This window comes from Sorangium sp. So ce693 (assembly GCF_051521375.1).
Classification (GTDB): Bacteria; Myxococcota_A; Polyangia; order Polyangiales; family Polyangiaceae; genus Sorangium; species Sorangium atrum.
The window spans coordinates 5,537,111-5,551,004 of the sequence record NZ_CP150347.1; the positions used below are offsets into that span (position 1 = coordinate 5,537,111).

Here is a 13,894-nt window from a genome sequence, read left to right on the forward strand (position 1 = left end):
GGCGCTCCGCGGCAGATCGCGCGACGGCGGCCGCCGCCGGGCGAGGACGCCGCGCAGCGACGCGACCCCTCCGCGCGTCGGTCCTCGCTGGCACGTCGGGTGCACAGGCGCCAGGCATGCCCAACGACTTGCTTCTCTGCGACAACGGACGCTCGGAAAACCTCGGCGAGCTCGCCGAAGGTGCGCTGGTGGAGGCGATGATCGCGGGGGACGAGCGCGCCTGGCGCGCCTTCCACGCCCGCTACGATCGGCTCGTCCACCGCTGCATCAGCGGCGTGATCGCCCGCTTCTCTGCTGTGGTCGCGCAGGACGACATCCGCGACATCCACGCTACGCTGCTCGTGCAGCTGCTCTCGAACGACATGCGCAAGCTGAGGAGCTTCGACGCGGGCCGCGGAACGCGGCTGAGCTCCTGGATCGGCACGCTCGCCGTCCACTGCGCGTACGACCATCTGCGCTCGAGGAGGCGCGCGCCGCGCTGTGCCCCGCTCGACGACGCGGCGGTCGAGCTCCCTTGCGAGCGCCCCTCGCCGCAGGAGCAGGCCGAGCGCCGCGAGCGCGCCGCGCTCGTGGGGCGGGTGCTCCACGCCTTCTCCAACAAGGACCGCGAGTTCGTCGCGCTCTACTTCGCCGAGGGCCTGCCCCCGGAGCAGATCGCGGAGCGGATGGGGATCAGCGTGAAGACGGTGTACTCGAAGCGCCACAAGATCCAGAGCCGCCTGGAGGCGATGCTGTCCAGCGTCAGCCTCGCGGCGTGACGTTTCCCTCCCCCGAAGGGGGCTCGGCGGCCGTCGGCCCTGTGGTATGAGCCGGAGTGGATGGCTCGACCGCCCCGCACCTGCTCCGCGCTCCCGCTCATCGCGGCCGCCGCCCCGCTGCTCGGCGCGTGCGGCGGCGGCGACGGAGACGCCACCGCGATCCCCCTCGCCGACGAGCGCGGCGGCGGCGCTCGCATCGCCGAGATCGTCGGTGACGCCGGGTGGCTCGCCCCGGAGGACGACGAGAGCCGGCGCTGCGCCGTGCCGCCCGCTCGCCGCGCGCACGTCACCGGCGCCACGATCGTCGCCATCGACCGCTTCGACGAGACCGGCGAGGGCGCGCGCGGCAACTACTACGTGCAGGACAGCGCCGACGAGCCGGTCCCCTACTCGGGGATGACGGTCTTCCAGCCCGCGTTCAGCCCCCCGGACCTGCGGCTCATCCCCGGCGACGTCATCGACGTGCTCGGCGAGCTCACCGAGTTCCTCGGCCCCTCCGCCGGCCGCTTCGGCGGCTGCCGCACCCTGCCCGAGATCGGCGGGACCTTGAGCTTCCGCTTCGAGGACCACCCCGCCGTCCCGATCCACGTGCCGCTCGCCCACCTGAGAGGCTACGCGTCGGCGCGCCCGTACATCGGCATGCTCGTGCGGGTCGAGGGCGTCAGCATCGCCGGCGACCCATCGAGCCGCGACGGCCGCTACGCGGCGTCGATCGACGTCGGGGCCGGCGTGCCCCCCGCCGACGTCCCGCGCCTCTCGAACGAGCTCTACGACCTCGAGCGCGAGGGGCCGCCCCTCGCGGACGGCGCCTCCTTCCGGTCCGTCACCGGCGTGCTCACCTACTTCTACGGCTTCAAGATCGCCCCGCGTTGCCCGGCCGATTTCCAGCTGGAGGGCGCGCCGCTGCCTTCCGACGACGCATGCGCTCCCTGAGGCCCGCGCTCCTCTCGCCGCTCGTCCTGCTCGCGGCCTGCGGCGGCGCGGCGCCCGGCGGCCCGCCGGCGCACGCGCTCGCATCGACGCCCGAGGGAAGCGTCGGGCGTATCGAGGTGCGCAACCTCGACGCCCGGCCGCGGCTCACGCTCGTCTCGCGCGACGGCGATCCCGCGCCCGCGCTCGTCGTCTCGGTCGCGACCGATCTCGGCTCGGTCGCGACCACGGCGCTCGCCAGCGTGGTCGAGGCGCGCCTGCTCGCGGCCGGCTTCGACGTGGACGCGCGCATCGACCGCAGCGCCTTCCGCGTGCGCCTGCTCGTCAGGGACGCGGCGCGCGTAGCGCCGTTCCTGCGCGCGCTGTCGGCGGCGTTCGCGCAGCCCATCGCGGCCGGCAGCCCGGAGGTCGCCCGGGCGGCGGAGCGGACGCAGGCGCTCCGATCGAGCCCGCTCGACGCGCCGGAGCTCTCGCCGATCGCGGCGTGCACCGGCCAGCTGGGCCTCGCGGGCGCGGAGCCCGTGGTCGACCTGGCGACGCCCGCGGGCGCGCGGGAGCTCGAAGGGTGGCGCGCCGCGGCGCTGCACGCCGGGCGCACCTCGATCGCCGCCGTCGGCCCCGCCGCGTTCTGCGAGGAGGCGGCGCGCGCGGCGGAGGGCATCGACGCCTGGCCGGCGGGCAGCCCGCCCGCGGACCCCTGGCCGGCGGCGGACACGGTCGGCGTGTACACGACGAACCAGCTCGGGCGGCGGGCCGCCCGCGTCACCGTGGCCGCGCGTGTCGCGAGCCCCCAGGCGGCCGTCGCCGCGGCGGAGCGGCTCGGCGCGCCTGGGTCCCCGCTCCGCGCGCGCCTCTCGGCGCTCCCCTCCCCGTTTCGCGCCGTCGAGGTGCTCGGGGTCGCCCGCCCGCGCGGCGGCTGCGTGAGCGTGACCATCGAGGCCGCCGATCTGCCCACGGCCCCGGCCGTCGAGGCCTCGGCGGCGCTCGCGGCGGCGGTGGCGCGGCAGGAGATCCGCCGCGGCCTCTCGGCGCCGCCGAGCCCCGCCGTCGCAACGCGGCAGATCCTCACCGCGCAGGACCCCCGCGACGCCGGCGCGCGCGCCTCGTGGTGGGCGCTCTCCGGGAGCGCCCCGGGCGCGCCGCCGGAGCGGTGGGCGACGGCGCTCGGCCTCCCTCCGAGCGCCGACCCGCCGAAGCCCGCGGCGCCGGGCGAGGCCGGCGCGCGGCGCTTCGAGGCCGAGCTCTCGCGCGCGCTCGCGCCGGGAGCCCAGCCCGCCCTGGAGCGGCGGGCGCTGGTCGAGCGCGGGCAAGGCGAGGTCTGGGTCCTGCTCGGGAGCCCGTGCGGCATCGCCGAGGAAGGGCTGTACGACGCCGGCGCGACGGCGCTCGCCGCGCTCGCCGCCGTGCAGACCCGGCGGCGCGAGCTCGACGTCACGATCGAGCCGTGGGTCACGGCGGATGCCGTCGGCGTGATCGCGCACGCGCCGTTCCGCGACGAGCGCGAGACCCCGGCCGAGCTCGGGCGCCGCGTGGCGAACGCCGCCGCGCGCACGGTCGCGGCGACCACGCTGGGCCCCGAGGCGCTCACGCTGGCGCGCGCCGCGGCGCTCCAGCACCTGGAGCACCTCTCCGGAGGGCGCGCCGCGGCGCTCGAGGCCTTCGCCTCCGCGATCGCGCCGGACCACCCGTCCTGGATCGAGCCGTTCGGCGTCTGGGACCGGGTGGCGAGCGGCGCGCTCGAGACCGTGCAGCTCCGCTGGCAGGCGCTCGCGACCGGCCCGCTCCGGCTCGCGGTCCTCGCGAACGCCGACGCTTCCCAGGCGGCCGCCGCGGCGGAGGCCGCCGAGCGCTGGCTCGCGCCGCGGCTCACCGCGCGCGGGTGCGGCTCACCGGACGGCGCGGTGGTGCCCCGGCTCGGTCACCACGACGCCCGCCTGCCGGCCGGGGCGGCCCTCTCGCAGGCCGTCGTCGGCGCGCGGCTCCCTGCGGCGCGCGAGGCCGCTCCCACGGCGCGCGAGCTCGCCGAGCTCACGGTCTCCGCCCTCAACGGCGAAGGCGGCCTGCTCGCGGCCGCGCTCTCTCCTGCGGCGAGCACGGCGTCCCCGGCTCCAGCCAGCGCGGCGCCGGCGAAGCGGCCGCTCGCGGCCCGCGCGAGCGCGCGCGTCCTCGGCGGGACACGCGCCGCGGCGCTCGCCGTCGAGATCAGGGCAGAGGCCGGCGAGCTGAGCGAGGCCTCGGCCCGCGTGAAGGAGCTCCTGGCCGGCCTCGCGCAGCGGGTGACCGACGCCGATCTCGGCCGCGCCGACGCCCTCCTCGCCCGGCGGGAGCGCGACGCGCTCGCGGAGCCCAGGCGCAGGCTCATCCAGCTGTTCAACGGCCGCCCCTCCCGCGCGGCCGCCGCGAAAATCACGCTGGCCGCGTGGCGCGCCTTCCTGGCGGGCGCGCTCGGAGCGGACGCGATCGTGACCGTCGAGGCCCGGCCCGACTGATCACTCCCCGCCGTCGAAGTCGCCGGCGTCATCGAGCTCGGCCGCCCGCTCGGCGCGGGGCGCCTCGAGGCCCTCGTCCTCGTCCTCGTCCTCGCCGTCCGCGCGCGTGGCCTCGTCCTCGTCCTCGTCGACCTCGTCCTCGTCGACCTCGTCCTCGTCCGGCTGGGTCAGCACGGGGAGCCGGCGCTTGCCGACAGGACCCTCGTCGACGTAATCGCGCAGCGCCGACATGTCCTTCAGCGCCTCTAGCTTCGCGAGCGCCTTGACCTCGACCTGGCGGATCCGCTCGCGGGTCAGGTTCATGATCGCGCCCACGTCCTCGAGCGTCGTGCCGCCGCGATCCGCGACGTCGAGCGCGCACGTCTCGTTCATGTCCCAGACCTCGAGATCGGGGAAGTTCAGCTTGATGGCGCCCGTCCTGGCGGAGACGTCGAGATAGAGGTGGTGCTGGCACGAGACGTACGGGCACGGCCTCGGGCCGTCGACGCACTCGGCGCGGGCCCGCGGCTTGTAGTAATCGGTCTCGGGGTAGAGCATCCGGCCGATCTCGAGCTCGCGCTTGGTCATGCGCTTGACGCTGATCGTCCGCGCCCGGATCTCGCGCTTCCGCCGCGACCTGCGCTGCTCGCGCGTGATGGCGTTCCCCGACTCCGCGGGGTCCGCCTGGAGCGCGAGCGCGCCCTCCACGACGGGCTCCGTCGAGCCCCCGGGGTCGCGATCGCCCTCCGCCGCATCCGCACCGTCCAGGCTGAAGATCTCGAGCTCGCTGTCAGACACCGTCGCCATGCGCTGCCTCCGTTTGGTAGCGTCTCCGCTCTCAAGCGCGCGCGTCTCTCCCCGTACGTCCGAGTCCCAGCTCGAGCGCAGAGGGATCCGCTCCTTAAGCCCGACGTAAAGCCGGATGCCGTCCCTAAAAAATTGCGACGAAACGAGCCGATGCCCGTCCCGTCGATCGCATCAAACCCAGGCGGGGCCGCGCCCGCCGCCCCATCTACTTCACGACGACGAAAGCCCCGCGACTCGGCCCCTCAAGAGGAAGCCGCCTGTTTCGTGAGCCGCGCTTGCGCCATCAAGCGCTCTTCTATCAACGCCAGCTTGGCGACGAGCTCCCGCGCGAGCGACTCCGCGCTCGCGAGGTCCTGGGCTATCGCCCTGCCGCTCGTCTCGCTCCGCCTCTCTTTGGCGGCATCCCTGAGCGCATTGAAGACCTTGGCCATCGTGCGCTCGAGCTCCTCGATATCACCTCTCACGAACAGGAATTCACGCTGGATTTCTTCGATGGTGTAGTCCTGGGCCATCATCTCTTTGATGCGCTGAACCTGGCGGACTACCGTGGCCGGATACATCCCCTGCGAGCCCTGGTGCTTGCCCTTGCGACCCACCCGCACGCTGCGCGGGAGCAAGCCGAGCTGCACATACTTCCGGAGCGTCGCCTCGCTGAACTTGATGCCATGAGCCGCGAACAGCTCGAGGATATCGCTCGAAGTGATCCCCTGGGCGTGCTCCCGCTCGATGCGTTCAAGCACCTCCTCGGGGATCCTCTGCACCGGTCCTCCCATCGATTGCCGGAGGCCCTACCCAACCGACGCGGGCGACTCTATTCCACTGAATGGAATACAGTCAATTGACGCGACTACGATTATTGTGTGGCTGTCGCGAGACGCGGTGCTTTGCCGGGGTTCTTGACATGCCTCGGACATTTTTCGTCCGTCGGAACGACGCGTCGGCCCGCCCGGCACGGCGCAGGTCGGGGGCCGGGGTGGGAAAAAAGCGACGCTCGGTGCAATGGGTGCGAGCAAGAGGGCGCCCGACACCCAGCGGGGCTCGTGCAGCGGCATGCCCCGCACCCTGACACACATCGGTCCTTTCAGACAAAAGGGCTGATAGTCTCGCCGCCACCATGGCCAAGACCCTCGCCAGCGAGGGTCGGAGCTCGGCCTCGCCCGCCGCCCCCCGACCCGTCGAACGCGTCATCAGGGATGTCACCGCCCGGGGTGTCAGGATGCGGGTCCTGGTCGCCGGCGCGGGCAACGGCCCGGCGCTGCTCCTGATCCACAGCTTCCTCGTCAGCCACCTGGAGTTCGATGACGTGATCGACACGCTGGCCCAGCGGTTCCACGTCATCGCCCCGGACCTCCCGGGCTTCGGCGAGAGCGAGAAGCCGAGCCCGGCGCGGTACGCTTACGGCATCGAGACGTTCGCCGAGGCCGTGGCCGACCTCATCGCCGCCTTCGGCGTCGGCCGCGCGCACCTCGTCGGCCACGCGATGGGCGCCGCCGTCGCGATCACGCTGGCCGCCAACCACCCGGAGCTCGTGCAGCGGCTCGTCCTGGAGGACGCGCTCTGTTACCCGTTCCCGATGAGCTTCAAGATGAAGCTCCCGCTCCTGCCGATCGTCGGCGGCATCGTCTTCAAGCAGCTCCACGGCCGCGGCACGTTCCGGTCGTACTTCCGCGACGATGTGTTCCGGGCGGACGCGGCCGTGCCGCTGTCGCGCGTCGACCGGCACTACGATCTCTTCAACGCCCCCTCGGCGCGCGAGAGCGCCCACGCGGTGATGCGCTCGGTGCTCGACGCGCGCCCCGTCGTCGCGCGCCTCACCCGGATCACGGCGCCGACCCTCGTCGTGTGGGGGCGCGACGACCGCATCTTCCCGGCGGCGAGCGCGCAGCGGCTCGCCCGCGAGATCTCCGGCGCGATGCTCGAGATCATGGACGCCGGACACTCGCCCCACGAGGAGCGCCCGGGGGAGTTCGTCGCGCTCGTGACGCAGTTCCTCGAAGGGAAGCGGTGACGGCGGCGGCGCGCTGGGCTCGGCTTTCGCGCGGCGCGGCGCGAGCGGCCGAGCGCGCCGGGCGCGCCGTCCTCGGCGAGGACGCGGCGCGGCGGTTCCTCGGGGACCGCTCGGCGCTGCTCGGCCTCGGGATCGTCGCGCTGCTCTCGCTGTTCGCCGCGGTGGGGCCGGCCGTCATCGCCCACGACCCGAACGCGAGCGACTTCACCCTGGCCCGCGACGCCTCCGGAGCGCCGCCCGGGCCGTCGGCCGCCCACTGGCTCGGGACGGACCCGCTCTTCCGCGACCTGCTCGCGCGCCTCGCGCACGGCGCGCGGCTCTCCCTCGCCATCGCGCTCTCGTCGACCGCCCTCGCCACGGGGCTCGGGGCGCTCGTCGGCGTCACGGCCGGCATGGCCGCCGGCACGCGGGCGGACGCGCTCGACGGCGCGCTCATGCGGCTCGTCGACGTGATCCTCGCCCTGCCGTACCTCCTGTTCGTGACCGCGATCGGCGTCGCCGTGGGGCGCGCGGACGTGGGGACGATCCTGCTCGTGCTCGGCCTCACGGGGTGGACCGGCGCGGCGCGGGTCGTCCGGGCCAAGACGGCGGAGCTCACGCAGCGCGATTTCGTGGCCTCCGCGCGCGCGCTCGGCGCGGGGCCGCTGCACGTCGTCCGGCGGCACGTCCTGCCGAACGTCGGCGGGACGCTGCTCGCGCTCGCGACGATCAGCGCCGGGCAGATGATCCTCGCGGAGGCCGCCCTCGGCTACCTGGGCGTCGGCGCGCAGCCGCCGACCGCGACCTGGGGCCGCATGCTGCACGAGGCCGAGCCGTACCTCGGGGTAAGGCCGCTCCTTGTGGCCGCGCCGGGCTTCGCCATCGTGCTCGCCGTGCTCGGCTTCCACCGCGCGAGCGAGGGGCTCCGCGACGCGCTCGATCCGGCCGGCGCGGCGCTCCCGCGCGGCCGTCGCCTGCCTGTCGATCTGCTCGTCGCGGGCGCGGCGCTGCTCCTGCTCTCGGGCGGCTCGGCGGGCGGCGTCCGCGCTCCTCTCGGCGGCGAGCCGGCGTCCCGCGCGCCCGTGCGCGGCGGGACGCTGCGCCTCGCGACCACGGTCAACGCGCGCGCGCTCGATCCGGCGATCGCCTACGACGAGCTCTCGAGCACCGTCGCGGAGCTCGTCTTCGCCCGCCTCGTCGCATGGGACCAGGGCGGCCGCATCACGCCCGATCTCGCGCGCGCGATCGAGGTGGAGCGCGGGGGGCGGACGTACGTCTTCACGCTGCGCGAGGGCGTGCGGTTCCACGACGGCGCGGAGCTCCGCGCCGCCGACGTGAAGCGCTCGATCGAGCGGACGCTCCACCCGAGGACGCCGAGCCCGGGCGCGAGCCAGTACGACATGATCGAGGGCTTCGCCGAGTACCGCGCGGGCGCGGCGCCGCACCTCGCCGGCGTGCGGGTGCTCGGCGACCACGCCGTCGCGATCGATCTGCGCGCGCCGGACGCGACGTTCCTGCCCCTCATGACGCTCGCGTTCATGGCGCCGGTGTGCCCCTCGTCCGGGGCCGCGGTCGACGCGGCGAGCCCGCCGCCGCCGTGCGGCGCCGGCCCGTTCCGCGTCGCGCGGTGGGACCAGGACGGCAGCATCGGGCTCGCCCGCCACGAGGGGTACTTCCGCCCGGGCCTGCCGTACCTCGACGCCATCGAGTGGCAGACGGGCGTGCGCGCGACGACCCAGCGCTACAAGTTCGAGGAGGGCGAGCTCGACACCCTGCGCGATCTGACCGCGATCGACGCGGCGGCCTACCGCGCCGCGCCCGGGTGGGAGGGGCACAGGCGCTGGCTGACGCGGAACAGGACCAACGCGGTCTTCCTCAACACCGAGCTCGCGCCGTTCGACCAGCTCGCCGTCCGGCGCGCGGTCGCGTTCGCCCTCGACCCCACCGTGCTGGAGAAGGTGCGCCCCGATCTGCTCGCGCTCGACCGGGTGCTGCCGCCGTCGATCCCGGGCCCCCCGCGCGACGCGCCGATGCGGCAGCACGACCTCTCGCGCGCGCTCGAGCAGATGGCCGCGGCCGGCTACCCGTTCGATCCGGCGACCGGGAGGGGCGGCTACCCGGGCGTCATCGACTACATCGCGGTCCCGGACACGCTGGAGCAGGCGATCGGCGAGATCGTCCAGCAGCAGCTCGCCAGGATCGGCCTCCGCGTCCGCCTGCGGCTCGTCAGCTGGGCGACCTACCTCGCCGAGGCCTCGCGGCGCCGCGCCGTCCCCATGGGCTGGGTCGGGTGGCAGGCCGATTTCCCCGACCCGGCGAGCGTCTTCGAGCCGACGCTCTCCACGCGCGCCATCCGCGACGAGGGCTCGCAGAACTACGCCTTCTTCAGCGACGAGGAGCTCGATCGCACGCTCGACGCCGCCCACGCCGAGCAGGATCGCGCGCGGCGCCTCGCGCTCTACGACCGCGCCGAGCGCATCGTCCGCGACCGCGCGCCGTGGGTGCCCACGTACACGGCGCGGCAGCTGGAGCTCTGGCACCCCTACGTGCGCGGCCACGAGGGCGCCGCCGCGCTCACGTCCCGCCTCCACGAGGTCTGGCTCGACCCGTCCGCGCGGCCTTCGGCCGGCGGAGGGCCGCGCGCCGCCGCGCCACGAACCGCGACGCCGCTCCGCGCGCTGCTCGCGCGCGCGGCCCTCCCCCGATGAGCACCACGCGCGCGCGCCGTGCCTCCACGCCCCGCCCGGGCCGCGCCTCCGCGGTGGGCTCCGCGCTCGCGCGCCTGCTCCGGCGCCTCGGCTGGGCCGCGATCGTCATCGCCGGGGTCACCGCCGTCTCGTTCGGGATAGCGTACCTCCTGCCGGGAGACGCCGCGCGGATGCTCGTCGGGCCGCAGGCCTCGGCGGCGGACCTCGAGCGCGCGCGGGCCATCCACGGGCTGGATCGCCCGGTCCCCGTGCAGTTCGCGCGGTTCGTACGGCGGCTCGTCCACCTCGGCCCCGCGCGGGGCGGCGACGGCAGCGCCGCTGGCCCCGACGCGGGCGCGCGCCCCGATCCGGAGCACCGCAGCTGCGCGGCGGGTCCGCTCGGCCTGCACGTCGACCTCGGGTACAGCTTCCATTACCGCAAGCCGGTCGTGGATCTGCTCGAGGCGAAGGTGCCGCGATCCGTCGAGCTCGCGCTGGCCGCCCTGCTGGTGCAGCTCCTGCTCGGCCTCTCGCTCGGGATCGTCGCGGCGGCCCGCCGCGGGACGGCCTGGGAGGACGCGGCGCTCGGCGCCACCCTGCTCGGCGCCAGCGCGCCGACCTTCGTGCTGGGCCCCGCCCTCCAGTACGTGCTCGCCTACAAGCTCCGGCTCTTGCCCTACGACGGGTACGGCGCCACGGCGGCCGATCACCTGCGCTCCCTCGTCCTGCCGGCGCTGACCCTCGGCGTGTTCGGCAGCGCCCTCTACGCGCGCATCGTCCGCGAGGAGCTCCGGACGCTGCTCCGCCAGGACTTCATCCGCACCGCGCGGGCCAAGGGCGCCTCTCGCCTGCGCGCGCTCGTCGTCCATGCGCTGCGCAACGCGCTCTTGCCGCTCGCCACGCTCGCCGCGCTCGATCTCGGGGCGCTGGCGGGCGGCGCGATCGTCACGGAGAAGCTCTTCCGCTGGCCCGGCGTCGGGAGCATGGCGGTCGAGGCGCTCCAGAACCGGGACGGCCCGCTGATCGTGGGGACGGTGCTCTTCTCCGCGGCCACGATCGTGCTCGCCACCGTCGCGCTCGATCTCGCGGCCCTGGCGCTCGATCCCCGGCTCAGGTCGCGGTCGCGCTGAGCGCGGGCCGCACGCTCACTGCATGCCGGCGAGCGCGCGGCACTCGGCGCCGAGCGAGGACTCGGGCGAGGAGAGCTCGGCGCACTTGCGGAACGAGGCCCGCCCACCGCGCCCGGCTGCCTGCTCTGCAGCGCCGCGCAGGTGCCACGCCGCGGCGCTCCCCGGGGAGGCGGCCGTGAGCTGCTGCGCGAGCTGCACCGCCTTGCCGGTCTGCCCCGACTCCAGGGCGCGCATCACGCGCGCCGAGAGCGGCCCGCCTTCCTCGTCCGGCGCGGCTGGCGCGGGCGCGGCCGACGCGGACGCGGGCGGGGCAGCCGTGCGCTCCGGCTCCCGCGCCGGCGCGGCGGCCTGGCTCGCGGTCGCCGCCGCGCTCGGCGGCGCCGCGTGGGCGGCCGGCGCGTGCTCGGAAGGCGCTCCGACCGGCGCGATGGGTTTCGCCCGTGCGCTCGCCGAGGCTGGCGCGGCCGGCTGGCCCGCCGGAATGTCGGCAGGGGTCGTCGTGGAGAGCCCCGCCGCCGAAGCGGCGGCCGGCTCTCCCTCCGGCTCCGGCGCGGCCGGAGCCGCCGCGGTCGCGGCCGCGGAGCGCTGCCCGACCAGCACCTCCTCGGGCGAGGGCGCATGGGCCGGCGCCGCTGGCACGGGGCGCCCCGTCTGGCCGACCAGCCACACGCCGGCGGCCCCGAGCGCGAGCGCCGTGACCAGGCCGGCGGCGATCCGCGCGATGCGGGCCCGGCGCTCTTCGTGGTGGGGCCCGAAGAGCGTGGCCTCGACGGCGCCGGCGGTCGTATCGGCGTCCTCGCCCGAGCGATGGTCCTGCGCCGCCATCCCCTCCGGCGCGACGGCCCCGCTGCCGAGGAAGAAGCGCTCGCTCTCGCTGATCGGCCCGGGATCGCCCGGGGGCGCGTCGTCCTGCGCCGCCGCGAGGCTCGCCGCCGGGGCGGCGCCGGCCGCCGCGGCGTTCGGCAGCGGCGGAGGCACCGCGATCGGGCGCGCCTCCGCGGCCTTCGCTTCGACGGGCTGCGGCGCCTGCGCCCGCTCCGCCCCGCGCGGGACGGCGACGGGCGGCGGCGCATCGCTCGGCGGGCGGGGGCGCAGCGTGGGGCTCGTCGAGGCCGCCGCGGCGCGCTCCTCGCCGGCGGGCGGCGCAACGCCTGTCGCCGCCGCTGGCGCGGACGGCGCCGACGCAAGCGCAGCCGGCGCCGCGGGCTCGGGCGGCGCCGCTGCAGGCGCCTCGGGCGCCGCGGGGGGCGTAGAGCGAACGCGCTGCTCGGCGGGAGCGGCCGCGGCAACGGGCCTGTCGCTCCTCGTGGAGCGCTGCTTCTGCGCGAAGCTGCGCGGCGTCACGAGCGGTCGCGTGAGCGGGGCCTCATCGCTGCTCGCGAGCGTGGTGTCCTTCTCGAGATCGATCTCCGCGCGCGACCGCGTAACCCGCGCGGCCTCGGCACCCGATGCGGCGTTCCGCGGCGGCTCCGACGGCGCTCGGCCACCCGCCGCACCGGGGTGCGCCACGGCGTTCCGCGGCGGCTCCGACGGCGCACGGCCGCCCGCCGCACCGGGACGCACCACGGCGTTCTGCGGCGGCTCCGACGGCGCGCGGCCACCCGCCGCGCCGGGGCGCACCACGGCGTTCCGCGGCGGCTCCGACGGCGCGCGGCCACCCGCCGCACCGGCGCGCGCCGCCGCGGCCGACACGGTGCTCCGCGGCGGCTCCGACGGCGCGCGGCCACCCGCCGCGCCGGAGCGCGCCGTCGCGGCCGACACGGCGCTCCGCGGCGGCTCCGACGGCGCACGCGCCCCCTCCGGCGCGGACCGCGCCACGGCGGCGCTCGCGCTGGCCGCTCGGCCGACCGCCCCTGGCCCGTGCACCGCGCTGCGGGTCGTCACGGGGCGCCCGGGGGCCTCCGCGTCCGGGTCCCCCGCCGGCGAGTGCAGCTCGTGACCGGGCCGGGAGCGCGGGAGCACCGCGGGGGAGACCCGGGTCGAGAGCGGCGCCGGGACCACGGCGGCGTCCTCGAGGTCGTCCGAGCCGGCGTTCCCCGGGCTCCCGTCGGGGTAGTTGGAGCGCCGCGCGCTCGACGGCGACGAGAGCGGCGAGAACTCGTCGTGGAACGCCGTCTCCGGCTCGCTCGGCACCACGTCGTCGGGCGGGAGCGCCGCCGCGGGCACCAGCAGCCCCTCGAAATAGAGCTTCGAGATGGTCGAGAGCGTCGAGAGATCCTCGAACGGGGACGCGTCGACCACCTGCATCAGCGTGCGCTTGCCGTCGAACAGGCGCAGGATCCCGTTCAGCTCGTCGGGGATCTCGTTCAGCCGCTCCAGGAGCTCTTCGCTGTCGACCTCGAAGACGGTCGCGAGCGACGGCAGCGCCTCGAGGAGCCGGCCCCACTCGTCGACGCGGCGCATCCCCTCCATGAGGAGGCCCTGCGTCGACGTCTCGATCCCGTCGGGGTTGTCGACCTTGCAGAACTCGACCTCGAACGTCCCCTCGTTCCACAGCAGCGCGCGGTAGACGGCCTCCTCGCCGCAGAGCCGGCCGAGCGTCGCGTCGACGACCTTGCCCTCGCGGAAATAGACCTGCGCCTCGTTGTCCGCGTGCGACAGGTGGACGATCCCGCTCTTCCGGCTCACCTCGAACGTCTGCAGTAGATCCACGACGTTCATGTCGAGGATCGACCCGGAGAACCTCGTCCGCCCCGTCGTCGAGAAGTGGCGCGTCGTGATCCCCTCGCGCGTCCGCCGCGCGAGGAGCAGCGTCACGCGCGCGATGAGCTCGCGCACGAAGATCGGCTTGGTGAGGTAGTCCTCGACGCCGAGCTCCAGCCCGCGGATCTTGTCCTCGATGGACCGCTGGCTCGTGAGGAAGACGACAGGGATCGAGGCCCAGTCGGCGTGCTCCTTCATCTTGCGGACGAGGGCATATCCGTCCACGTTGGGGAGGCGCGTGTCGCTGAGGACGAGGTCCGGCGTGGAGACCTCCAGCTTCGCGAGAGCGTCCGCTCCGTCCTTCGCGGTGGTCACGCTGTAACCGGCCTTTTTCAGGCTGACCTCGAGGACCCGAACGCTGCGCGGATCCGCGTCGACCAGGAGGAGCTGTTGCTTGGCCACTAGAGGTTTCCGCCTCGCGAAG

The 13,894-nt window shown here is 75.5% G+C and carries 9 protein-coding genes; 6 read left to right on the forward strand and 3 right to left on the reverse strand.

Features of this window, described 5'->3' with window-relative positions:
- Positions 1-116 precede the first annotated feature (116 nt).
- Genes WMF14_RS20660 through WMF14_RS20670 form a run of 3 tightly spaced genes read left to right on the forward strand, consistent with a single transcriptional unit; the run spans position 117 to position 4,177 of the window.
- A complete protein-coding gene (locus WMF14_RS20660) occupies positions 117-758 on the forward strand; it encodes an RNA polymerase sigma factor (RefSeq protein ID WP_272099302.1) in 642 nt (213 codons plus the stop codon).
- 60 nt (positions 759-818) lie between these two features.
- Entirely contained in the window at positions 819-1,691 is an 873-nt protein-coding gene (locus WMF14_RS20665) for a hypothetical protein (RefSeq protein WP_272099304.1), read from the forward strand.
- Positions 1,679-4,177, forward strand: a complete 2,499-nt coding sequence (locus WMF14_RS20670) for a hypothetical protein (protein WP_437803273.1) — start codon at positions 1,679-1,681, stop codon at positions 4,175-4,177. Before WMF14_RS20665 ends, WMF14_RS20670 begins: the two co-directional genes overlap by 13 nt.
- Here WMF14_RS20670 and WMF14_RS20675 read toward each other — a convergent pair whose 3' ends face one another.
- Entirely contained in the window at positions 4,178-4,963 is a 786-nt protein-coding gene (locus WMF14_RS20675; RefSeq protein ID WP_437803274.1) for a sigma factor-like helix-turn-helix DNA-binding protein, read from the reverse strand. It lies immediately after the preceding gene.
- Between the two features lie 242 nt (positions 4,964-5,205).
- Positions 5,206-5,703, reverse strand: coding sequence for a MerR family transcriptional regulator (locus WMF14_RS20680; protein WP_437803275.1), 498 nt, complete (start codon positions 5,701-5,703; stop codon positions 5,206-5,208).
- Between the two features lie 476 nt (positions 5,704-6,179).
- Between WMF14_RS20680 and WMF14_RS20685 the strand changes: the two genes are divergently transcribed.
- From WMF14_RS20685 to WMF14_RS20695, 3 genes are read left to right on the forward strand one after another with little or no spacing between them, the layout of a single operon-like run.
- Positions 6,180-6,971 carry an alpha/beta fold hydrolase gene (locus WMF14_RS20685; RefSeq protein WP_272099311.1) on the forward strand — a complete coding sequence of 264 codons (792 nt, stop codon included), beginning with the start codon at positions 6,180-6,182 and terminating at the stop codon, positions 6,969-6,971.
- Positions 6,968-9,658 carry an ABC transporter substrate-binding protein gene (locus tag WMF14_RS20690; RefSeq protein WP_437803276.1) on the forward strand — a complete coding sequence of 897 codons (2,691 nt, stop codon included), beginning with the start codon at positions 6,968-6,970 and terminating at the stop codon, positions 9,656-9,658. The genes WMF14_RS20685 and WMF14_RS20690 overlap by 4 nt, the downstream gene beginning before the upstream one ends.
- Positions 9,655-10,767, forward strand: a complete 1,113-nt coding sequence (locus WMF14_RS20695; protein ID WP_437803277.1) for an ABC transporter permease — start codon at positions 9,655-9,657, stop codon at positions 10,765-10,767. The genes WMF14_RS20690 and WMF14_RS20695 overlap by 4 nt, the downstream gene beginning before the upstream one ends.
- Before the next feature lie 15 nt (positions 10,768-10,782).
- Here WMF14_RS20695 and WMF14_RS20700 read toward each other — a convergent pair whose 3' ends face one another.
- Positions 10,783-13,872 carry a response regulator gene (locus tag WMF14_RS20700; RefSeq protein WP_437803278.1) on the reverse strand — a complete coding sequence of 1,030 codons (3,090 nt, stop codon included), beginning with the start codon at positions 13,870-13,872 and terminating at the stop codon, positions 10,783-10,785.
- Positions 13,873-13,894: the final 22 nt, after the last annotated feature.

Excerpts from the sequence above, each read along its gene's own strand:
- WMF14_RS20660 (WP_272099302.1), top strand. The coding sequence starts at position 117 with ATGCCCAACGACTTGCTTCTCTGCGACAACGGACGCTCGGAAAACCTC.
- WMF14_RS20665 (WP_272099304.1), top strand. The coding sequence starts at position 819 with ATGGCTCGACCGCCCCGCACCTGCTCCGCGCTCCCGCTCATCGCGGCC.
- WMF14_RS20670 (WP_437803273.1), top strand. The coding sequence starts at position 1,679 with ATGCGCTCCCTGAGGCCCGCGCTCCTCTCGCCGCTCGTCCTGCTCGCG.
- WMF14_RS20675 (WP_437803274.1), bottom strand. The coding sequence starts at position 4,963 with ATGGCGACGGTGTCTGACAGCGAGCTCGAGATCTTCAGCCTGGACGGT.
- WMF14_RS20685 (WP_272099311.1), top strand. The coding sequence starts at position 6,180 with ATGCGGGTCCTGGTCGCCGGCGCGGGCAACGGCCCGGCGCTGCTCCTG.
- WMF14_RS20695 (WP_437803277.1), top strand. The coding sequence starts at position 9,655 with ATGAGCACCACGCGCGCGCGCCGTGCCTCCACGCCCCGCCCGGGCCGC.